19 protein-coding genes are annotated in these 20,050 nt (G+C 64.7%); 9 read left to right on the forward strand and 10 right to left on the reverse strand.

Annotation, left to right across the window (positions count from 1 at the left end; translation table 11 throughout):
* The first annotated feature begins 3 nt into the window (after positions 1–3).
* On the forward strand, positions 4–1,101 hold the full coding sequence (locus tag CXG43_RS13695; RefSeq protein WP_101100414.1) for an efflux RND transporter periplasmic adaptor subunit: 1,098 nt from the start codon (positions 4–6) through the stop codon (positions 1,099–1,101).
* On the forward strand, positions 1,098–4,163 hold the full coding sequence (locus CXG43_RS13700) for an efflux RND transporter permease subunit (RefSeq protein ID WP_101100415.1): 3,066 nt from the start codon (positions 1,098–1,100) through the stop codon (positions 4,161–4,163). Before CXG43_RS13695 ends, CXG43_RS13700 begins: the two co-directional genes overlap by 4 nt.
* 57 nt (positions 4,164–4,220) lie before the next feature.
* Here the strand turns inward: CXG43_RS13700 and CXG43_RS13705 are convergent, their stop codons facing one another.
* Positions 4,221–5,279, reverse strand: coding sequence for a LacI family DNA-binding transcriptional regulator (locus CXG43_RS13705; protein ID WP_101100416.1), 1,059 nt, complete (start codon positions 5,277–5,279; stop codon positions 4,221–4,223).
* Between the two features lie 196 nt (positions 5,280–5,475).
* Between CXG43_RS13705 and CXG43_RS13710 the strand changes: the two genes are divergently transcribed.
* The 5 genes from CXG43_RS13710 to CXG43_RS13725 all read left to right on the forward strand — a co-directional run bounded on the left by CXG43_RS13710 (position 5,476) and on the right by CXG43_RS13725 (position 12,286).
* Entirely contained in the window at positions 5,476–7,896 is a 2,421-nt protein-coding gene (locus CXG43_RS13710; RefSeq protein WP_101100417.1) for a membrane-bound PQQ-dependent dehydrogenase, glucose/quinate/shikimate family, read from the forward strand.
* Positions 7,897–8,374: 478 nt separating this feature from the next.
* Positions 8,375–10,132, forward strand: coding sequence for a fibronectin type III domain-containing protein (locus CXG43_RS13715; RefSeq protein ID WP_101100418.1), 1,758 nt, complete (start codon positions 8,375–8,377; stop codon positions 10,130–10,132).
* A gap of 16 nt (positions 10,133–10,148) precedes the next feature.
* Complete coding sequence (locus CXG43_RS13720; protein WP_232767798.1) at positions 10,149–11,081, forward strand: RHS repeat-associated core domain-containing protein; 933 nt, start codon at positions 10,149–10,151, stop codon at positions 11,079–11,081.
* Positions 11,078–11,644, forward strand: coding sequence for a hypothetical protein (locus CXG43_RS19190; RefSeq protein ID WP_157825149.1), 567 nt, complete (start codon positions 11,078–11,080; stop codon positions 11,642–11,644). The genes CXG43_RS13720 and CXG43_RS19190 overlap by 4 nt, the downstream gene beginning before the upstream one ends.
* A 366-nt stretch (positions 11,645–12,010) precedes the next feature.
* A complete protein-coding gene (locus CXG43_RS13725) occupies positions 12,011–12,286 on the forward strand; it encodes a hypothetical protein (RefSeq protein ID WP_101116199.1) in 276 nt (91 codons plus the stop codon).
* A 37-nt stretch (positions 12,287–12,323) separates the two neighbouring features.
* Here CXG43_RS13725 and CXG43_RS13730 read toward each other — a convergent pair whose 3' ends face one another.
* Entirely contained in the window at positions 12,324–13,220 is an 897-nt protein-coding gene (locus CXG43_RS13730; RefSeq protein WP_101100421.1) for an NAD(P)/FAD-dependent oxidoreductase, read from the reverse strand.
* Positions 13,217–13,663: an Rrf2 family transcriptional regulator gene (locus tag CXG43_RS13735; protein WP_101100422.1), complete on the reverse strand. Its 447-nt coding sequence runs from the start codon at positions 13,661–13,663 to the stop codon at positions 13,217–13,219. The genes CXG43_RS13730 and CXG43_RS13735 overlap by 4 nt, the downstream gene beginning before the upstream one ends.
* A 55-nt stretch (positions 13,664–13,718) precedes the next feature.
* Between CXG43_RS13735 and CXG43_RS13740 the strand changes: the two genes are divergently transcribed.
* Together CXG43_RS13740 and CXG43_RS13745 are read left to right on the forward strand one after the other, a co-directional pair.
* Positions 13,719–14,387 carry a class I SAM-dependent methyltransferase gene (locus tag CXG43_RS13740; protein WP_101100423.1) on the forward strand — a complete coding sequence of 223 codons (669 nt, stop codon included), beginning with the start codon at positions 13,719–13,721 and terminating at the stop codon, positions 14,385–14,387.
* Positions 14,388–14,512: 125 nt separating this feature from the next.
* The gene (locus CXG43_RS13745) at positions 14,513–15,352 is read left to right on the forward strand and encodes a hypothetical protein (protein ID WP_101100424.1); all 840 of its coding nucleotides are present in this window, start codon (positions 14,513–14,515) and stop codon (positions 15,350–15,352) included.
* 119 nt (positions 15,353–15,471) lie between these two features.
* On the opposite strand, the gene gspM is transcribed toward CXG43_RS13745, so the two are convergent.
* The 7 genes from gspM to gspG are packed head-to-tail and all read right to left on the reverse strand — an operon-like array spanning position 15,472 to position 20,015.
* Positions 15,472–15,987, reverse strand: a complete 516-nt coding sequence (gspM, locus tag CXG43_RS13750; protein ID WP_101100425.1) for a type II secretion system protein GspM — start codon at positions 15,985–15,987, stop codon at positions 15,472–15,474.
* Positions 15,984–17,090: a type II secretion system protein GspL gene (gspL, locus tag CXG43_RS13755; RefSeq protein WP_198552686.1), complete on the reverse strand. Its 1,107-nt coding sequence runs from the start codon at positions 17,088–17,090 to the stop codon at positions 15,984–15,986. The genes gspM and gspL overlap by 4 nt, the downstream gene beginning before the upstream one ends.
* Positions 17,091–17,101: 11 nt before the next feature.
* Positions 17,102–18,106 carry a type II secretion system minor pseudopilin GspK gene (gspK, locus tag CXG43_RS13760; RefSeq protein ID WP_232767800.1) on the reverse strand — a complete coding sequence of 335 codons (1,005 nt, stop codon included), beginning with the start codon at positions 18,104–18,106 and terminating at the stop codon, positions 17,102–17,104.
* A complete protein-coding gene (gene gspJ, locus CXG43_RS13765) occupies positions 18,103–18,708 on the reverse strand; it encodes a type II secretion system minor pseudopilin GspJ (RefSeq protein ID WP_101100427.1) in 606 nt (201 codons plus the stop codon). Before gspJ ends, gspK begins: the two co-directional genes overlap by 4 nt.
* Complete coding sequence (gene gspI / locus CXG43_RS13770; protein WP_232767801.1) at positions 18,705–19,085, reverse strand: type II secretion system minor pseudopilin GspI; 381 nt, start codon at positions 19,083–19,085, stop codon at positions 18,705–18,707. The genes gspJ and gspI overlap by 4 nt, the downstream gene beginning before the upstream one ends.
* Complete coding sequence (locus CXG43_RS13775; protein WP_101100428.1) at positions 19,069–19,572, reverse strand: GspH/FimT family pseudopilin; 504 nt, start codon at positions 19,570–19,572, stop codon at positions 19,069–19,071. The genes gspI and CXG43_RS13775 overlap by 17 nt, the downstream gene beginning before the upstream one ends.
* The gene (gspG, locus tag CXG43_RS13780; RefSeq protein ID WP_101100429.1) at positions 19,569–20,015 is read right to left on the reverse strand and encodes a type II secretion system major pseudopilin GspG; all 447 of its coding nucleotides are present in this window, start codon (positions 20,013–20,015) and stop codon (positions 19,569–19,571) included. Before gspG ends, CXG43_RS13775 begins: the two co-directional genes overlap by 4 nt.
* Between the last annotated feature and the right edge of the window lie 35 nt (positions 20,016–20,050).

Below are 20,050 nucleotides of genomic sequence, written 5' to 3' on the forward strand. Positions count from 1 at the left end.
CTCATGCGTGCACCCTTTTTGATCCTGCTGGTTCTGCTGCTCGCCGGCTGCGGTGGCAAGGACGAAGCGGCCGATGAAACCGCAGCTGACAGCTCGGCGCTTCCGGTATCGCTGGCGCCCGCGCAGCAGCAGGCAATGGCGCGCACGGTGCTGGTGTCCGGGCCGGTCACTGCCTACGAGGAAATGCAGCTGGGCGTGGAAATCAGCGGCCAGCGGGTCACCGCGCTGCCGGTGGACGTGGGCCAGTGGGTGAAGAAAGGCCAGGTGCTGCTGCAGCTGGACCATCGCACGCTGGACAGCGAACTGGCGCAGGCCGATGCCTCGCTGCGGCAGGCGCAGGCTTCGCAGGAACTGGCGCGGATGAACTACGAGCGCAGCGCCAAGCTGGCCGCCCAGCAGTTGATCAGCGCCAGCAGCCTGGACGAGCTGCGCGCCAACCGCATCAATGCCGAAGCCCAGACTGCCACCGCCCGTGCCGCGCGCGATGCGGCCAAGCTGCGGCGTGACTTCGCCGACCTGCGCGCGCCGGCCGATGGCCTGATCTCCAAGCGGCTGGTGCAGCCCGGCCAGGTGGTGTCGGCCGGCACCGAGCTGCTGCGCCTGATCCGCGATGGTCGCCTGGAATGGCGCGCCGAACTGCCGGAAAACCAGCTGGCCGACGTCGCCGTAGGCAACACCATCGAACTGCGTTACGCAGGCCAGGTGGTCACCGGCAGCATCCGCGCGGTCACCCCCGGCGTGGACGCGCAGACCCGCACCGGCACCCTGTACGCGGACCTGCCCACGCCCGGGCCGCTCAAGCCCGGCGTCTACGTGGAAGGCCGCATCGTCACCGGTGACGGGCAGGCGCTGACCATCCCGACCGCGGCGATCGTGCAGCGCGACGGCCACAATTACGTGTTCACCGTCACCGACAAGCAGCAGGCCAGCCGCCACCGCGTCAGCACCGGGCAGGCCGTGCAGGGCCGCACCGCCATCCTGGAAGGCCTGAAGGCCGGCGACCAGGTGGTAGTGGAAGGCGCGGGCTTCCTGGGTGAGGGCGACCGCGTGCGCGTGGTCACCACGCCGCAGGCCAGCGATGCGAAGGCGGCTGCGCAATGAATTTTTCCGCCTGGGCGATCAAGCGCCCGCTTCCCGCGCTGCTGATCTTCTTCGTGCTGTGCGTGGCCGGACTCTGGGGCTTCTACCAGTTGCCAGTAGCGCGTTTCCCGGACATCGCCTTCCCGATGACCACCGTGACGGTGACCCAGCCCGGCGCCTCGCCGAGCCAACTGGAAGCAGAGGTCACGCGCAAGGTCGAAGACTCGGTCGCTACCGTCAACAACGTCAAGCGCGTGATGTCCACGGTGAGCGAGGGCGTCAGCACCACCACCATCGAGTTCCAGCTGGAAGCGGACCTCGCCACCGCACTGGATGATACCCGCGATGCGGTCACGCGCATCCGCACCGACCTGCCGCAGGACATCCAGGAACCGGTGATTTCCAAGGTCGATATCGGCGGCTCGCTGATGACCTACGCGCTGGTCGCACCGCACATGAGCAGCGACGAAGCCAGCTGGTTCGTCGACCGCGATATCGCGCGCGCCATGTACGGCGTACCCGGCGTGGCCCAGGTCACCCGGGTGGGCGGCGTGGAGCGCCAGGTACGCGTGGACCTGGACCCCAACGCGCTGATCGCCATGGGCATCACCGCCGGCGATGTCTCCCAGCAGCTGGCGCGCATCCAGGTGGAGCGCGCGGGCGGCAAGGCCGAGATAGAAGGCGCCCAGCAGACCATCCGCACGCTGGGCACGGTAGGCGATGCGCAGGCGCTGCGTGACTATTCCATCGCGCTGCCGGATGGCCGCGCGGTGCGTCTTTCCACGCTGGCCACGGTGACCGACGCGGCCGCCGACCCGACCGAAGCGGCGCTGCTTGATGGCAAGCAGGTCGTGGCGTTTTCGATGTCGCGTACGCGCGGCTCCAGCGAGGTCAAGGTGGAAGCCGGCGTGCATGCCGCGCTGGACAAGATCAAGGCGGACCATCCCGGCATTGATTTCCGGCTGGTCACCACCGCCATCGATGAAACCCACCGCTCCTACGATTCGTCGATGACGATGCTGTGGGAGGGCGCGCTGCTGGCCCTGCTGGTGGTGTGGCTGTTCCTGCGCGACTGGCGTGCCACCTGGGTAGCTGCGCTGGCGTTGCCGTTGTCGATCATTCCCACGTTCGCGGTGATGTACTTCTTCGGCTTCACGCTGAACATCATCACCTTGCTGGCGTTGTCGGTGGTGGTTGGCATCCTGGTCGACGATGCCATCGTGGAAATCGAGAACATCGTGCGCCACCTGCGCATGGGCAAGCCGCCACTGGAAGCTGCGCGCGAAGCCGCCGGCGAGATCGGCAATGCGGTCATTGCCACCTCGCTGACGCTGGCCGCGGTATTCGTGCCGGTGGCCTTCATGCCCGGCATCGCCGGCAAGTTCTTCCGTGAGTTCGGCTGGACTGCGGCAACCGCAGTGCTGTTCTCACTGCTGGTGGCGCGCCTGCTCACCCCGATGATGGCCGCCTACCTGCTCAAGCCGCATGGCGAAGAGAAGCCGGATTCGCGCCTGATGGTCTGGTACCTGGGCTGGGTGGACGCAGCGCTGCGCCACCGTGGCCGCACGCTGTGGCTGGCCACCGGTCTGTTCGTCGCCTCGCTGGGGCTTGTGCCGTTCATCCCGGCCACCTTCATCCCGCAGTCCGACCTGGGCCGCAGCAACCTCAACCTGGAACTGCCGCCCGGCACGCGCCTGCAGGACACCGTGGCGGTGGCCGAACGTGCCCGCGCGCTGCTCACCGACATGCCGGAACTCAAGCAGGTCTACACCGCCGTGGGCAGCGTGCTGGACCTCGGCGACCCCGGCGCCACCGGCGTGGGCGAGCCGCGCAAGGCGACGCTGGTGCTGGACTGGGGATCGGCCGATGACCGTGACCGCGACCAGCGCGCACTCGAACGCGAGGCCCGGCACAAGCTGGCCAACCTGCCCGGCGTGCGCGTGAGCTACGTGAGTTCCGAACCGGGCAACCTGCTTCAGTTGGTCCTGTCCGGTGATGATCCGCAACGCCTGCAGGAGGCCTCCACCGCGCTGGAACGCGACCTGCGCGGCATCCAGGGACTGGGCAGCGTGAGCTCCACCGCCTCGCTGCTGCGGCCGGAAGTGCAGATCGTTCCGGACTCGGCGCGCGCCGCCGATCTGGGCGTGGCAACGGCCGACATCGCCGAAGCCGCACGCATCGCCACCGCCGGCGACTACGAACAGCGCCTGGCCAAGCTCAACCTGCCGGACCGCCAGGTGCCGATCCGCGTGGGCTTCGCCGAAGCGACGCTGGCCAACCCGGCATTGATCAGCCAGTTGCGCGTACCGGGGCGCGATGGCCCAGTGCCGTTGGCGGCGGTGGCCGATATCCAGCAGGGCAGTGGCCCGTCGCAGATCTCGCGCTACCAGCGCCAGCGCAATGTCACCCTCACCGCCGAACTCAACGGCCGTCCGCTGGGCGAGGTGATGGCTGAAGTGCAGGCATTGCCCGGGGTGAAGCAGTTGCCGCCGGGCGTGAGCTTCCTCAACACCGGCGATGCCGAAGTGTTCGTGGAGCTTTTCATCGGCTTCATGCTGGCCATGGCGGCCGGTCTGGTCTGCATCTACATGGTGCTGTTGCTGCTGTTCAACCATGCGCTGATGCCGGTCACCATCCTGGCGGCGGTGCCGCTCTGCGCCGGTGGTGCGTTCGGTGCGCTGCTGATCACCCAGAACATGCTGTCGCTGCCGGCGTTGATCGGCCTGCTGATGCTGATCGGCATCGCCACCAAGAACTCGATCCTGCTGGTGGACTACGCGGTGATCGCCGAGGACGAGCACGGCATGAGCCAGCACGATGCACTGGTGGATGCCTGCCGCAAGCGTGCACAGCCGATCATCATGACCACCCTTGCGATGGGCGCGGGCATGATGCCGATCGCGCTGGGTTTTGCGGGGGACTCCAGCTTCCGCGCGCCGATGGCGATCGCGGTGATCGGTGGGTTGATCACCTCCACGCTGCTCAGCCTGATCGTGATCCCGGCCGCGTTCACGGTGGTGGATGATCTGGGTGAGTGGATGTCACGCAGGTTCCGGCGGAAGTCTTCGCATCCTGCCACCTAGCCCGGTAGCGCCGACCCATGGTCGGCGGCATCGGCCACCATCGGGCCGCGTGAACCGTCACTGCGCTGCCGGCGCCTTGGTCTGCATCTGTTGCGGTGTCTGCAGCAGCGTCCGGGTAGTCGCACGCAGCACCAGCGTGGACGGTACGCTTACGCGGCTGGCAGCCGGGTCATTGCCCAGCATTTCCACGCATTGGCGGCCCAGCAGGGCCATGTCCTGGACAAATGTGGTGAGGCGGTTCTGCTGCCATGCCGCCATGGGAATGTCATCGCAGCCGATGACCTGGATGTCCTCGGGCACGCGCAACCCGGGCACGGTCCTGATGGCGTCCAGTGCGCCGATGGCCACCAGGTCGTTCACGCAGAACAGCCCGTCGGGCCGAGCCCCGGATGCCAGCAGCTGCCTCATTGCGGCGTAACCTTCTTCATAGGTGAATCCGGCCACAGCACGCTGCGGCGTGGGCAGTCCGCGGGCGACAACGCGCTTGCTGAAGCCGCTTTCGCGTTCGCGCTGTGATGGGTTATCGCGCCCTGCCAGATACGCCAGCTGCGTGCAGCCCCTGTCCACCAGCGCGTTCGCAGCGTCCCGGCCGATGGCCCGGTTCGACGTGGATACCACCCTTAGCGTGCCGAACTGGCGGGAGTTCACCGCCACCACCGGAATGCCGAGCTGATCGAGCCGGTCGGCGTCCTTGGCCGAACGCACCGCCAGTACGCTGATGGCGCCATCGATCCGGTAGCGCGACAGGTCATCGACGCGATCCCCCAGGTTCTCGTCGCTGCCGGCATCGACCAGTACCGCTTCCAGCCGACGTTCCTTCAGGGCGGTGGTGATGCCGTGGAGAATCCCTGCGTAAACCGGATTGTAGAAGCCGCCCATCACCACCGCGACCAGGCCTGAGCGGCCTGTCTGCAGGATCGCCGGCAACGCGTTGGGCCGGTACTTGAGCTGGTCCGCAGCGGCCAGGACCTTTTCCCGCACCGCCAGGGACACGGACGCCCCGGGCGTGAAGACCCGGGAGACCGTGGACTGGGAAACGCCGGCCAACCGTGCCACGGACCAGGAAGAGACCTGCGATCGCCGTTTTCCGTTCGATGTCGAGCCTGCAGGACACATGGATGCACCGTTTGATGATTTGGTTTTCACTTCTGTGGGCGTAGTCTTGCATAGCTATGCAAACAACGTTTCATCCCCCTAAGCCGCCCGCTGCGCCCGATGCGACGCCCGGGCTGCTTACCCGGTCTCCCCCGGGGACCCGCCTGCACCGGTATCCAGGCGCCAGGCTCGCGTCCCCCTCTCTCCCGGAACTGAAATGAACTCCTCGGAAAAACCCCTCGTTCGCGCAGGTCGGTGGCTGTTGTCACTGGTCCTGGCCGTGTTCGGCCTGTGCATGGTCGGCGGCGGCATATGGCTCATCGCGTTGGGCGGCAACTGGTACTACGCCATCGCCGGGCTGCTCAGCCTTGGCAGTGCCATGGGACTGGCGCGGCGACGGCCATCGGCCTCGCTCTGGTTCGGCGCCTTGTTCCTGCTCACACTGGCGTGGACCGTCTGGGAGGCCGGTTCACGCTACTGGGCCTGGGTGCCGCGCTTTGCGTTGGTGCTGGTGCTTGCCATCGGCTTCTCGCTGCTGCTGCCTACGCTGCATGCCCGCATGACCCGGCGCAGGGCGGGGGCGGTCACCGGTGTGCTGGTCGCCGCTTTCCTGGTTGCAACCGGGCTGGCCTTCGTACCGCAGGGCGTGACCGAAGCAGAGAATGTACCCGCCGTCGCAGGTAACGCCTTCGAGGCCGCCACCGGGGCCGGCACGGACAGTGCGTTGCCGTCCACCGATTGGCCCGCCTACGGGGGCAACCAAGCTGCCATGCGCTATTCGCTGGCGAGCCAGATCACGCCTGCAAACGTGAAGAATCTCGCGGTGGCATGGACCGCGGAAGTCGGCGAGGTGCCGAGTGATTCGCGCTGGGGCGTGCAGAACACGCCGCTGAAAATCGGCGATTCTCTGTACGTATGCGGCTACCTCAATACGGTGACCGCATTGGACGCTGCCACGGGCAAAGCGAAATGGACCTTCGACCCCGGCGTGACCTCCAAGGCAGTGCCCTACACCCCGGCCTGTCGTTCGCTGGCGTACTTCGCCGAACCGGCCGCCGACACCGCGACAGCGGGTGCCACCTGCGCAACCCGCATCATCGTCGGCACGCTGGATGCGCGCATCATCGAACTCGACGCGCGTGACGGCAAGCGCTGCGATTCGTTCGGCAGCAACGGCGAAGTGAAGCTCACCGAAGGCATGGGCGAGGTGTACCAGGGTTACGTGGCCATTACCTCGGCGCCTGCGGTGGTTCGCGATACGCTGATCGTCGGGCACACCACCATCGATGGGCAGCGCGCTTATGGTCCTTCCGGCGTCACCAAGGCCTACGATGTGCGCACCGGCAAGCTGAAGTGGGCATGGGATGCGGCAACCCCGATGGATACCGCGCCGCGCGTTGGCGAGGACGTGTACAAGCGCGGCTCGCCGGACGTGTGGACCTCCTTCACCGGCGACAACAAGCTGGGCCTTGTGTACCTGCCGGTCGCCAATGCATCGGGCGACTATTATTCCTCCGAGCGCACCCCGGAAGAACTGAAATACTCGCCCTCGTTGACCGCGCTCGACGTGGAAACCGGGCAGCCGCGCTGGACCTTCCAGAACACCCACGCCGATGTGTGGGACAACGATCCGGGTTCACCGCCGACCCTGTTCGATTATCCGCAGGCAGACGGAACGCGCATCCCGGCGGTGATCTTCCCGACCAAAAGTGGCGACGTCTACGTGTTGAACCGCGAGACCGGCAAGCCGCTGTTCCCGGTGGAAGAGCGACCGGTGCCGCAGGGTGGCTTCGAGCCGGCGGCGCGTTCAAAGACGCAACCGTTCTCGCTGTTCAACAGCCTGGCCAAGGGAGACATGACGCCGGAGAAGACCTGGGGCCTGACCCCGCTGGACCAGCTGGCCTGCCGCATCCAGTACCACCAGGCGGATTATCGCGGGCAGTACACACCGCCCAGCGTGGACAAGCCGATCATCAACTATCCCGGCTATAACGGCGGCTCGGACTGGGGTGGCGTGGCGCTTGATCCGGCACGCGGCCTGATCATCGCCAATTACAACGACATGCCCAACTACACCCGGCTGGTCAGCCGTGCAGAGGCGGACAAGCTGGGGTGGAAGGCCCCGCAGATCATCAACGACCCCGGCTACAAGGCGCACGGCGAAGGCGCAGGCGATCCGCAGGAAGGCCTGCCGGTTGCCGTGGATGTCAATGCGGGCTGGCAGATGAAGTTCACCGGCATGCTGTGCAAGGAGCCCCCGTACGGTGGCATCCGCGCGATCGATGTGCGCGACGGTCGTACCGTGTGGGATCGACCGCTGGGTACGGCCCGCAAGAATGGTCCCTTCGGCCTGCCCACGGGTCTGCCCATCGTCATCGGCACGCCGAACAACGGCGGCTCGGTGGTCACAAAGTCCGGCCTGGTCTTCATTGCGGCGGCAACCGATGACCTTATCCGTGCCATCGACATCACCACCGGCAAAACCGTCTGGTCTGCTCCGCTCCCGGCCGGTGGCCAGGCGATGCCGATGGTCTACGAGGCAGGGGGCAGGGAATACGTGGTGATCACGGCAACCGGCCACCACTTCATGCACACCCCACGCGGCAACTTCGTGGTGGCCTACGCATTGCCGCAGTAACACCGCGTAGGCGTGACAACTGCCGGCGCCCGATCCTCTTTTCCTGATGGGAAAGGGGTTCTGGCGCCGGGCAGCGGGGCGGGGCGGATGACACTGATTCTTCACGGCAGACATTCATCGCTGGCGTTTGCCTTTTCAATTCGATGCGCTATGGCGCAGCGTTTACACACGCCTGCTCCCCGGTGCACCCACCACGTTGCGCCGGCGTTCGCCAGCGCCCGCAGCGTAGTGACAGGGATGACGATACGTTCGACATGCGTCAGGTTGGCAGCACCTTCGTAGGTCGGTGCTGTTCCCTGATCGTGGACTCCGTTGACCGGCCTCAGTTGCACCACGCGAGCTGGCCGGGCATGCCGCTGCTACATCTCTTCCAGCTTGCGTTCAACTGGTTGACGAATCAGGAGGGGGAGTCGTGCACGGTCACGGGTACACGGCGGACGTGGCTTGCGGCAGTGCAGTACGTTAAACCTACGATGCGGTGGACAACCTGCGTAGCGCGAAGTTGGGTGGGGTCAAGGACCACAACTACTGGTACGACGCCAAGAATCGCCTGGCCAACGTGCAGGACAGCGCGGGCGCAACAACCATAGCGCTGACCTACGATGTGCGGGGCAACGTCGCCAAGCGCAGCGGTGTCACGCACACCTTTGACTTCGGCAATCGCTTGCGCGCGGTGGCTGCCGCTGAGCGGTATCGTTACGATGCACAGGGGCGGCGCATCCTGTCGACCGCGACCAGCGGTGGCAGCACTATCCGCTCCCTGTATGGGAACGACGGCGTTCTACGCCGGCAGGACAATGCTCGCGAAGGCAAGAACACGGAGTACATCCAGCTCAACGGGAGCTTGGTCGCGCGCGCGATCCAGGTGGTCGCTCCGACCACGCCCGCACTGACCGTTCCATCGTTCAGCAATAACGGGACGTATGCGGTGAGCTGGACGGCTGTCAGCTATGCAACACGCTATGAATTGCGCGAGCAGCTCGGGACGGGTGCGTGGACCACTGTGCACAACGGCACAGCGCGAACCTGGAGTGCCTCTGCCAAAGCCGAAGGAAATTATGGCTACAGCATCCGTGCGTGCCAGCAGGACGCCTGTGGTAGCTGGAGTGCAACGGCCACGATCTCGGTGCAGAAGCCGCCCGCTGCCTCTGCAGTTGTCTCAGCTCCGACAACCGCGCTGAACGGCAACTATTCCGTCACCTGGACGGCTGTAACGGGCGCTGCCACGTACCGCCTGCAGGAGCAGATCGGCAGTGGTACATGGGCAACGGTGCAGGAGACTGCGGCGCGTAGCTGGGCGGTTTCGGGCAAGGCGACGGGCAGCTACGGGTACCGCGTCTACGCTTGCAACCCGGCAGGATGTGGAGCGGTGTCGGCTACCGCAAAGACGACGGTTCTTTATCCGCCGGCAAGCGCGCCGGGTATCTCCGCACCTGGCCAGAGCCTGGGTGGTGCCTACGCCGTGAGCTGGAATGCGCTGGCTGGGACCACGCGCTACGGCCTGGAGGAAAGTGTAAATGGCAGCGGCTGGACGGTGGTGGCTTCCATTACCGGTACCAGTCAGGCGTTCAGCGGTAAGGGGACGGGCAGTTATGCATACCGCGTGCGTGGCGGCAACGATGCAGGGTGGGGTGCCTATTCGGGAACGGCGACCGTCTCGGTCATCCAGCCTCCGGGCGCGCCAGGGCTGAGCGGCCCGGCGAGCACAAGTAATGGCAGCGCCACGTTGAGCTGGAATGGCGTTGAGATGGCGGCGAACTACGTGCTTGAGGAGAGCGTGAATGGCGGCGGTTGGGGCGTGGTCCAGAACGATGGATCCACCCAGTCAACGCGCAATGGCCTTGGGTTTGCCACTTACACGTATCGGGTGAAGGCGTGCAATGCCGCCGGCTGCAGCGGGTATTCCAACAACGTGGCGGTAGTTTCCAACCCGCCGCCTGGTACACCTGCGATCACCAAATCGGTCAAGTATCAGTGGATCGTCAACCGTGCCACCAAGAACCGCTGTGAGGCGCAATGGACTGCTGTGACAGGGGCTGCAACGTATGAGTTCCAAGCTTATGGTGGCCGAACGCAGTACACCGGGCCGCTGACTTCCATCAAGTCTGAGGGCGCCGGATATTGTGCGTCCAGCCACATCATCCGTGCCTGCAATGCCAGTGGTTGCTCTGCATGGTCCAGTCCGCCGGTCAACCAGTCGTTGGTTGACCTGGGCGACCTCACTAACCCGTGGTGACGAACAGATGCGAACCATGAATATCATCAAGAGACTGGCCACGGGCGTGGTGATGCTGGCAGGCACGTGGAGTGCCGCTGGCCAGGAGATCATCGAGTACGTCCACACCGACGCGCTGGGCTCGCCGGTTGCGGTGTCCGATGCCGCGGGGAACGTGACCGAGCGCACCGCGTATGAGCCGTATGGTGCGCTGGTTGGACTACAGCAGGCCGATGTGCCTCGTTTTACGGGCCATGTGGCAGACTCTGGGACGGGGCTAACTTACATGCAGCAACGGTACTATGATCCTCAGATAGGTTTACTCTTGTCGGCAGATCCGGTCACGGCATATAGCGATCCAGTTGCCGCTTTCAATAGATACCGGTACGCAAATAGTAGTCCATACAAGTTCATCGATCCTGATGGCAGAAGAGCCTGTGGGCAGAACACAACGTGTGCACTGAAGAGTGGTGCGGCAGGTAGTACCTCTTACATCAACGATGGCAATAGGAAATTCCCGTCTGGAACGGAGCAAAGGAGATATGACTCTGCATCCGCGATAGTGGATAAGGTGAGCGCTGTCGTAGAGTCTCGCAAGAACGAATCGCCTGATGTTGCTTCCAAATATTTCTCAAAGGTATTTCAGCCTGTATCTAACGATTATGGCGTGGAGATATCGGCAAATATTAAAGGAGGTGATGTGGCGGGGTGGTACTTGCGGGACCTTAAGGTCGGCAGTAAATTTAGGTCGCAGGACGGAATCGGATTTATGGCTCCTGGTGGTGTTGTCTCGGGAGGCTATAACATACACACCCATCCGCTCGAAGATCCGACCGGGCATTGGAATGAGCCGTTCTCTGGAGATGACATTATGTTTATGAGGAGCACTCAATCTACTGGCTATGTTTCTACGCCGTCTATGAAGGTATATAAAACCAAGGCGGGCGGAGCTGTTGAGGAGGTCAAGTGAACAGGTTTAGTATTTCTTTTGTTAGAGCGTTGCTGGGTCTTTCTGTTGTTTTTTCGATATCGTCCTGTTCTGCGGCGCAGTCGACACGGGCAACTCCTAATGGTTGCTCCCAGAGTGCGAAAGGCGTCCTTGCTTGTTATGCGTCATTTGGCGCTATTTCTAATGCCCCCGAGTCGTATGATGGTCTTGATTTGACGATTAGTGGATATGTCGTTATCGATAATGGCGCGCTGTCCGTATATGCCGATGAAACTTCCTACGCTCATCGCATTATTGAGAACGGTTTGATTATTGTGCGGGGTCCCCTGGATTTGCAAAAATCCATTTTTGATAGGTACGGATACAAGTATGCTCGTATCTCGGGCGTTTTCCGGGCAAGTAAGGTGCCTGGTGATGTGGTTAGATATGAGTTGGGAAGTATTGGCGGTGATATTAAGGTGTGGCCCTTGCCTGATCGGACAGGGGGTTCTGAAAGGGAAGATTGGGGTGATGTTAGAATCGACGTCAAGGATCTTTCTTCCGCTGCTCCAGCGGCCTCGCCGGGGAGCGGTGCCCGGAAATAGGCGTATAGACGATTGACCGTTTGAGCTGGCGTACGGTTATCGGTCAGTCCGTCTGACTCCATATCAGGCACGCGCCTGAGGCGCCTTTTTCGAATTTTTGGCAAGCTGATTGTCGGCGTTTTTAGCCGATCTCAAGCGGCGGGTATTTATTGCTGTTACCGACGACGAGCCAGGCCCTACTCATTGATGCCGTTGTGATCGAGTTGTGTGTGTCCGTGGAAGACGACGGGCAGGATGATTCGGTGTGGGACGTTTACGTGCAAAGGGCGGATGCTGGGCATCTTCCTGTGCCGCAGGCCATAGCGTGCGTACCAGATGACTCCGGTGTCAGATTTCTGGTCGATTCGGAGCCAAGGAGTAGTTTTTATGACTGATGATGAACTCAGGGATGCCATCATCAATGGTATCCGGACCCTTCTTCTATCCGAGCCGGAGTGCAGGGAGGGCATGGCGCAGTGGAACAGTGATGCAGCGACCATCAAGCGGCTCATGATGCTGGATAGGGGCGCCGTGGGTGTTCCGCATGAACTGTGGCATTACCTCGACGATGTGGATATCAGGGTGAAGGACAGGGATTACGCGAAGGCGCAGATTGAGCATGTCGAGGATCTAATTCGGCAGTGGACGAGCCGCAACGAATGATGGTTTTTTAAAGCAGGTCCTCGAAGGACTCCAAACCTCACCCCGCCGTAGGCCACACCAGCGTCCGATGGATCTGCGCCCCCGCCCACGCGCCATCCGCCACGGCCAGTGAAACCGAGTGCGGCATGCGCGCAACGTCGCCGCAGGCGAACACACCTTCAACACTGGTCTCCTTGGCCTCGCTGGTCTGCAGCTGGGTACCCATCGGGGTTTCCATCAGCGCACAGCCCAGCGTCTGCGAGATCGGCGTGGAAGGCGCATTGAGCGAGGCGGTGAACAGCCCGGCAAACGACAGCCGCCGCCCGTCCGCCAGCACCACGTCGGCATGTTCTTCGATACGTGCGATGGGCGTTTCTTCGATGCGTACCCCACGCGCAACAAGTTCCTCGCGCGCCGCCGCATCCAGTGCGATGGCCTCGTTGAGCAGGAATGTAACGTTGCCCCATTCGGGCAGAAGCTGCGCCTGGTGGATCGACATCGGCACCACGGCAATCACCCCGATCTCGCCCTGGTCCAGCTCATAACCATGGCAGTAGGGACAGTGGAATACGCTCTTTCCCCAGCGCTCGCCGATGCCGTCGATGGAGGGCAGTTCGTCCGACACGCCGGTGGCCAGCAGCAGGCGACGGGCGCTGAAGGTGCCGGATGCTGCGGTGGCCACGCTGAAGGCATCGCGTGTTCCCGATGCATCCAAAGCGACGTCTTCCACCCAGGTGAGGGTGGGGTAGGCCTGCAGTTGCTGGCGTGCGGTGCGTGCGATCTCGGCCGGGTCGGCGCCATCCTGGCTGAGAAAGCCGTGCGAATCGGCGGCCGCGTGGTTGCGTCGCTTGCCCGCGTCGATGATCAGCACGCGCCGCCTGGCACGTACCAGCTGCAGGGCCGCAGCCATGCCGGCGTAGCTGCCGCCGATGATGATGACGTCATGGGTGTTCATGGATGCTTGCTCCGCAGATGGTGGGCGTGACGGCGTTTGAAGTCGGCGGCGAGATCGGCCAGTGACACCGCGGCAAACCGCTCCAGCAGCAGCGCTTCTGCCCGGACGAAGGCATCGTCCAAGGCGGCGTTGACGGCCTGTTCGACCAGGCACTCGGGGTTTTCGTGGCGGTTGCCGATGGCGAACAAGGCCGGCTCGCCCAGTGCCTCGTGCAGTTGGCGCAGGCTCACCTTGCTCAGGTCCGCCTTGATGCGCCAGCCGCCGGCGTGGCCGCGCACGGCGGCGACCAGCCCGGCTTCGCGCAGCAGGCCCATGGTGCGGCGGACCACCACCGGATGGGTGCCCAGGCAGGTCGCCAGCGCGTCGGAGGTCATCGGTCCGGGTTGCTCGGCCATGTGCAGCAGGGCATGCAGGACGGCGGAAAGTCGGCTGTCGCGTTTCATGTAACTAATGATGTTACCTTTAGCGCCACAGGTCAAATCAACGAGGCAGGCGCCCATGTTTTCCGATCCCCACGCCATTGCAGGCTATGCAGAAGGTGCGATGCAGAAGGTACCGGGCCTGCTGGACATGCAGCGCATGGCGCGCCTGTTGCTGGCAGAACGCGTGCCGGCAGACGGCACGGTGCTGGTGCTCGGCGCGGGCGGTGGGATGGAGCTACGCGCCTTCGCCGAGGCACAGCCCGGGTGGCATTTCCGCGCTGTCGATCCGTCTGCACCGATGCTGGACATGGCGCGCCAGCGGCTGGGGGTGTTGGCATCGCGCGTGGCGTTCACCGAGGGCTACATCGACGACGCGCCCGAAGAAGTATGCGACGGCGCGGTCTGCCTGCTGACCCTGCATTTCCTGCCGGCCGGGCAGCGACTGCACACGCTGAAAGCAATGCGGCGCCGGCTGAAACCAGGCGCGCCGCTGGTGGTGGCACATCACAGCTATCCGCAGGATGACGCGCAGAAGGGCCGCTGGCTGCAGCGCTTTGCCGCATTCTCGGCCTCATCGGGGATCACGCTGGACGTGGCGCACACCGTGGACAGCATGGCCCGACTGCTGCCCGCGCTGTCACCGGAGCAGGACGTGGCGCTGCTGCACGAGGCTGGCTTCGGCACGGTGGAACTGTTCTACGCCGCTTTCAGTTTCAGGGGCTGGGTGGCCTACGCGGCTGATTGAGCGGGCTCCACACGGATGTCATCAAACCTTGGTAAAACCGACGTCCGCCATGCACGAGCCGCGTGGATTCCAATCCCGTCTCGTCAGGTTCGCAGGCTGGGGATAAGGGGGGGCCAAGGAGAACAATGACCAGGAAAGACGCCGCGCAGAACAGGAAGGCAGATTCGCTGCTGCTTGAGCGCTACCGGAAGGAATACCTGCATCAGCCTGATTTCAGGTGTGGTCTTGGGGTGACGTGGCCATCACTTCGCCGGTCCATTCTGGAAGAAGCGATCCGCTGCCAGTCGGTGGGCAGTGGTATACCGCCGTTTACGTTGGCACAGGCCGCCGCGGTGCTCAATGTCCCGCCCAGGCAGTTGCTGATATTGGAAAAAGCGTACCCGGGTTCCGATCGGCTGTTCCCGCTGGCCGCAGGCTTCACCGGCGGCGTGCGTAAAGCGCTCGTGTCACCCGCGCGGTTGCTGGAATGGGCCGCAACGGTGCCGGAGGTGTGCAGTTGGCGCACCGCGCGCGCCGAGGAGGCCAGCCTGGGCGCCACGGCAAAGCCACAGGACATCCTCGATCAACTGGAGATCCTGCAGGCCGCACCCGCAGCGATGCTCATGGGGCGCCGTCGCGGCGAAGTGCCGAAGGTGCTGTCGCTGAGGCCCGATCCTGTTTCGTTTCCGATCGACGTGCAGGACATTTTCAGATGGCAGGACGAGGACGAACGTTCAGCCCATGGTGCGTACGACACGGAGGTGCACGAAGTGGCGCTGCCCGATGCGCTGGGACGCCCTTGGGCCGACGAAGGCCTCCGCCGGGTCTGGATGGAACGCTTTAGAAGGGCGTTGGCGCGGCTGGGACTATTGCTGGAGACCCGCCGCAGCGAGGCCAGCAACGCGGTCAGACGTGCGCAGGCGGATCTCAGTCTTGCCGATGAAGGGCGGCGTACCATCCGGTTGGCGATTGCCAACGCGCGTTGATGGCGGGACGTCACCGCACGTCGACCACGCGCGTTGCGAGCTTCAATCGGCCTGCGGGCTGGCTGTTCTGGGAAGATGCAGCTGGCTCGCGGGCCGACCCCCATGGTCTGGTCGCAGGACTACGGCGATACCTCGCCGACAGGCGCCCGGAAGCTGGCCTGCACCCGCAGTTGGCGGCCACTGCGCACGGCGCTGAGGGAATCCGGCGCCATTGCATGGCGGGTGCGTAGCAGGTCCAGCCAAGTGAACAGCTGCGTGGAACTCACCTCGTCGGCTTCTATTTCCCAGCCGCCCTGATCGTCTTCGCGTTGCCGGCTGATGCCAAGCCCGGCAGTTTCCGCGGCCGCTGCAACTGCAATGCGCAGAGCTTGTGCGTTGGCCGGGCGGGACGCCGTTGATCCCGTGCCCTGCATCACCCGCAACGTTGCCGCGTCGGCCCGTGCCGCGTGCCATTGCGCATCGGACATCACGCGCTGGGCATGCACGGTATCACGCAGCGTACGCAGGGGCACGTACACGGCGTACCAGAGCACGAAAGCTGCCACCATCGCCAGCATCACCGAAACCATCATCCTTTCGCGTGGCGCACGCTGCTGCCAGGCTTCGCGCACGCGCTGCAATGAAGTGGTGTTCATGGCGTGCCCCCGATCGCGACCAGGCTGCGCGTGGCACCTTCGACAGGCCCGCTTTCCAGCGGAACCAAGGAAAGCTGCTGCTGTTCCAGTGACGCGCGGATCGCCTCCAGTTGCTGCTCATCGCGATGCACCAGGCCGACCCGCAGCCCGCTTTCAACATCGAATTCATAGCTGTCCAGCTGACTGCCGGGGTGCTGCTTCAAGGCGTTGAACAAGGCAGTGGACTCCGTCGCGAGCCGCTGCGGTGCGCGCCGTTGCTGGGCAAACACGCGTAGGGCCTGGGAAGGATCGCTTCCTCGCGCGTTCGCGGGCAGTACGTGACCTGCCAAGGTATCGGCATGATGATCCCGCCATGCGGCCCATGCCACGTCCCGTAGAGTCTGTGCGGCCACCACCAGCAGGGGCGACAGCGCGACGGCCGCGAACAGCAGCAGGCGCCGGCGGCGCCGTTTGACTGCGCGGGTATCTGGTCGCTGGTGGTCGAACTGAAGCAGGTCGAGCGCGGGCGCCTGCGTAGCGGCGTGAGCCAGGTGTTGAAGGCTTTCCGCTTCGGGCAACACCTCCACCTGCAGGTCCCCGGCGATGGACAGGGCGAGTTCGGTATCGGCGGTAAACGCCGTGCGCGCTCCACGCACCAACAGGCGCACGCCCAGCGCTGCGGCCCGCAGCATCGGTGCTTCCGGCGCTGTCACGAGCAGGCAGTCCGGCACCCAGATGGCATCGGCCACGCCCAGTGCGGCACAACGCTGCTTCCACTCCGTCATCGTTGCGTTGTCCACCGCGGCCACCAGGGTCGGCATGCCCGGCTCGGGCGCTGCAGCCAGCGCGATATGCAGCAGCTCCACCGGGACCGCCACGTGGTCCTCCAGTCGAAGGCGCGCCGCCGCCCGCGCCTGAAGGGGATGGCGCGTGGGCAGGTCGAGCCAGAGCAGGGAAACGCCTTCGGCGGGAAGTGCCACCACATCGCGGACCATGCCCTGCTGCGGCATGGGCTGACCGGGGGCCAGGGACTTGCTGTGCGTTGTGCTGCCGTCCGGCCCGATCTGCAACCATGTCACGGATTGGTCGGCGCGTGGCGGCAGCAGGATCAGCCGCGTAGCCATGGAAAGGGTCTTCATTCGTCTCGTGTCCAGCGTCGTGCGGCCAGGCGTGCATCACCTGTGCCACGGGATTCAAGGAGTGCGGTCAACGTGGCCTGCGTTCCCGCGTGGTCGACATCCACGTCCAACGCGAACCAGCGTGGCTGAAGGGTGATCTGCTCGTAGACCTGGGTATCCAGGGATACCTCCGGAAAGGAGGCAAAGAAGGAGGTGGAATCCCATCCGGCCGCCGGTCGCGTAGCGATCACTTGCCGGGCACGTTCAACGGTCAGCGCGCCAGCGGTGAGCATCACCAGCACGGGTGCATCGCCCACCTGCAGCGCGTTGACGTTGACCGGCGAGAGCGCAGGTTCGGGCAGCGCGCACACGTAGGGGCGCACGCGCCGGTAGACCTGCGCGGTATAGCCGTGCACCGCGCGCAGTTCGCTCACCTCGGCCAGCAACGTGCCGGCCGTGCGGTAGGCCCCGCGTCGTGCGGCATAGCTTGCGTCCTCGGCGCCGAGCGGAGCACGGACGCCGTCAACGTCGACCCAGTCGGCCAGTGCGTCAGCCAGCGCCTGGGCCTGAGCCGCGGGAAACTCCAGCGCATCGAGCAAGGCTACGTACTGGCGTACGCCGAGCTCACGTCGCTGGCCCTGGCCCAGCGGACCCTGCACGACGCTGTTGAGGTTGAAACAGGTGCTGCCGTCACGCAGGCGCGCCTGGATCAGGCCGTTCTCGATGGGAAAGACCAGCGGCTTTCCGCTCCACGAATCAACACGCACGCCGGGCCGGGCCAGTTGTCCGACCCGCTTGCGTGCCATGGTTTCAGCGCCGAGCGCGAAGCGCTGCGATTGCGCCATGGCCTGGGCGTTGGCGGTGCGCTGCACGCCGAAGCGGATGTCGTCGAGCAGGGCGACCACAAGTACCCCCATGACGACACTCAGCAGCAGGATGGCCAGCAGCGCCATGCCGGACTGCGTGGCCCGACGGGAGGGCATCGCGCGGTTGCTGCGCGAGAGGTTGGAGCGCCTGCTCATGGGGCCTCCGGCAACACGAAGATCTGGGTGATGCGACCGTAGTCGCGCAGCTGTACCTCGATCCGTACCGCACTGGGCATCGCGCCGACGCCGCCGATCCAACCATCACTCCACGCACCGTAGGAATAGAACCAGGCGCGGACCGACTGCACGCGTTCCAGCAGGACCTGCGGATCGCCAGCCACGGTGCCATCCAATGCGGGACGCGTACTGCGCTCCAAGCGCCCATCCACCAGTCTGTACTCGACGAACTGCAGCGAAGCACGCGCGTCTTCTGCGGGATTCTCCCAGCCACGCCGCGTGAACGCCAACAGCGGGCGCACGCGGTCGTCCGGAGCTGCAGCGCTGAATGCATTGCGCTCGCTGGCACCATCGCTGCGCCGCGTTGCACGCACCGCCGCCTGGCCCAGGTCCGCCTTGAGCAGGGCATGCGTCAGCTGCACCTGCGCCAGGCGATCCATGCGGGCGCGCACGGCGGTTCGTTGATCGGCCGTCCATGCCAGCAGGCCGACGGCGGTCGCAGCGATCAGTGCAAACAGCGCCAGCGCGACCAGTACCTCGATCAAGGTGAAACCGCCGGGCCGCTGGTGGGATCGTTTCATCGAAACACCGTGGCGCTGGCCGCCTCGCCGCCATCAGGTGTACTGACGCGTATCTCCACGCGCATCAGGGACTCCTGCCCTTCACCCCCGCCGATCACCGTGCGCTGCCAGGACCACCGGCGGTCTGCCAGGGACTCGGTGCCCTGCGCGGTGCGTGCCAGCGTGTCGCGTTGCACGACCAACGCTTCGGCCGCCAGGTTGTCGGCCACGATCCCGGCGAACACGCGATCTTCCATGCGCACGGCGGTGCGCATGCTTTCCCCTGCCAGGTTCAGCAGGCCGGCCACCACCAACGCCAGGATCGCGAGCGCGACCAGCATTTCCAGTAGCGAGAACCCCTTGCAGTGCGTCTGCATGAACTCAGCGCCTTCCGGCATCGACAGCAACCTGGCCCGACCGAGCTACGCGTATGTCGACGCGCTGGCGCCCGTTGTCCAGGCTCAGCGATTGTGGCTCGGCCATCCCGGTCGGATCGAAACTGAAGCCTACCTGCAGGTTTCCACGCTCTACCAGGGGGGTCACGCCATCGGTCCAGTTGCGGGCGCCGAAGGGGCCTTCCTGCAACGGTGACCACCGACCATGCTCGAGGCGGGCGAAATGATAACCCGCAGGCTCGGCTGCCACCCGCACCGAACGCCCGCCCAGGATGGCCTGTTCGCGCGCGCGCTTGAGGTGCGCGGCAAAGGTGTCGGCCTGCCGGTGCAGGGCGGCGTCGCCGTCGGGCAGGGTCAACAGCACAGCGGTGGTACCCATGCCGGCAATTGCGATCACCAGCATCAGCTCGAGCAGCGAAAAGCCGCGTACACAGCGTCTGCAGCGGCGAAGCCCAGGCGATGCCGCGAGCATGGCCGTGCCTTCGCTCATTGCCAGTTGCCGATGTCCGAATTCTCGCCTTCGCCGCCTTCCACGCCGTCTGCTGCGAAGGAATACACGTCCACCGCGCTGCGGCGACCGGGCGTGCGGTACTGGTACGGGTTGCCCCACGGATCTGCCGGCAGGCGACGGATGTAGCCGCCCTTGCGGTAGCGTTCCGGACGGGTCAGTCCGGCCGGCGGCTGCAGCAGTGCCTGCAGACCCTGCTCGGTGCGCGGATAGGCCAGGTTGTCGAGCCGGTAGGCTTCCAGCGCCTGTTCCAGCAGGGACACGTCAGCACGGGCCTTCTCGGCCATCGCACGGTCCTGGCTTGGCAGCACATTGATCATCACCACGGTGGCCAGCAGGCCGATGATCACGATGACCACCATCAGTTCGATGAGGCTGAAACCTGCTTCGCGGTGGCGATTGAAGGAGGGCGATCGCTTGGTCATGGGTATCACCAGGGAAGAATGAGGAGAAGCACGGC

The sequence above is a fragment of the Stenotrophomonas sp. Bg11-02 genome (assembly GCF_002836635.1).
GTDB classification, from domain to species: Bacteria; Pseudomonadota; Gammaproteobacteria; order Xanthomonadales; family Xanthomonadaceae; genus Stenotrophomonas; species Stenotrophomonas lacuserhaii.

Bases quoted from the DNA above. Each gene is read 5' to 3' on its own strand.
- CXG43_RS13695 (WP_101100414.1), top strand. From the start codon at position 4: ATGCGTGCACCCTTTTTGATCCTGCTGGTTCTGCTGCTCGCCGGCTGC.
- CXG43_RS13700 (WP_101100415.1), top strand. From the start codon at position 1,098: ATGAATTTTTCCGCCTGGGCGATCAAGCGCCCGCTTCCCGCGCTGCTG.
- CXG43_RS13705 (WP_101100416.1), bottom strand. From the start codon at position 5,279: ATGTGTCCTGCAGGCTCGACATCGAACGGAAAACGGCGATCGCAGGTC.
- CXG43_RS13710 (WP_101100417.1), top strand. From the start codon at position 5,476: ATGAACTCCTCGGAAAAACCCCTCGTTCGCGCAGGTCGGTGGCTGTTG.
- CXG43_RS13720 (WP_232767798.1), top strand. From the start codon at position 10,149: ATGAATATCATCAAGAGACTGGCCACGGGCGTGGTGATGCTGGCAGGC.
- CXG43_RS13725 (WP_101116199.1), top strand. From the start codon at position 12,011: ATGACTGATGATGAACTCAGGGATGCCATCATCAATGGTATCCGGACC.
- CXG43_RS13730 (WP_101100421.1), bottom strand. From the start codon at position 13,220: ATGAACACCCATGACGTCATCATCATCGGCGGCAGCTACGCCGGCATG.
- CXG43_RS13735 (WP_101100422.1), bottom strand. From the start codon at position 13,663: ATGAAACGCGACAGCCGACTTTCCGCCGTCCTGCATGCCCTGCTGCAC.
- CXG43_RS13740 (WP_101100423.1), top strand. From the start codon at position 13,719: ATGTTTTCCGATCCCCACGCCATTGCAGGCTATGCAGAAGGTGCGATG.
- CXG43_RS13745 (WP_101100424.1), top strand. From the start codon at position 14,513: ATGACCAGGAAAGACGCCGCGCAGAACAGGAAGGCAGATTCGCTGCTG.
- gspM (WP_101100425.1), bottom strand. From the start codon at position 15,987: ATGAACACCACTTCATTGCAGCGCGTGCGCGAAGCCTGGCAGCAGCGT.
- gspL (WP_198552686.1), bottom strand. From the start codon at position 17,090: ATGGCTACGCGGCTGATCCTGCTGCCGCCACGCGCCGACCAATCCGTG.
- gspK (WP_232767800.1), bottom strand. From the start codon at position 18,106: ATGAGCAGGCGCTCCAACCTCTCGCGCAGCAACCGCGCGATGCCCTCC.
- gspJ (WP_101100427.1), bottom strand. From the start codon at position 18,708: ATGAAACGATCCCACCAGCGGCCCGGCGGTTTCACCTTGATCGAGGTA.
- gspI (WP_232767801.1), bottom strand. From the start codon at position 19,085: ATGCCGGAAGGCGCTGAGTTCATGCAGACGCACTGCAAGGGGTTCTCG.
- CXG43_RS13775 (WP_101100428.1), bottom strand. From the start codon at position 19,572: ATGAGCGAAGGCACGGCCATGCTCGCGGCATCGCCTGGGCTTCGCCGC.
- gspG (WP_101100429.1), bottom strand. From the start codon at position 20,015: ATGACCAAGCGATCGCCCTCCTTCAATCGCCACCGCGAAGCAGGTTTC.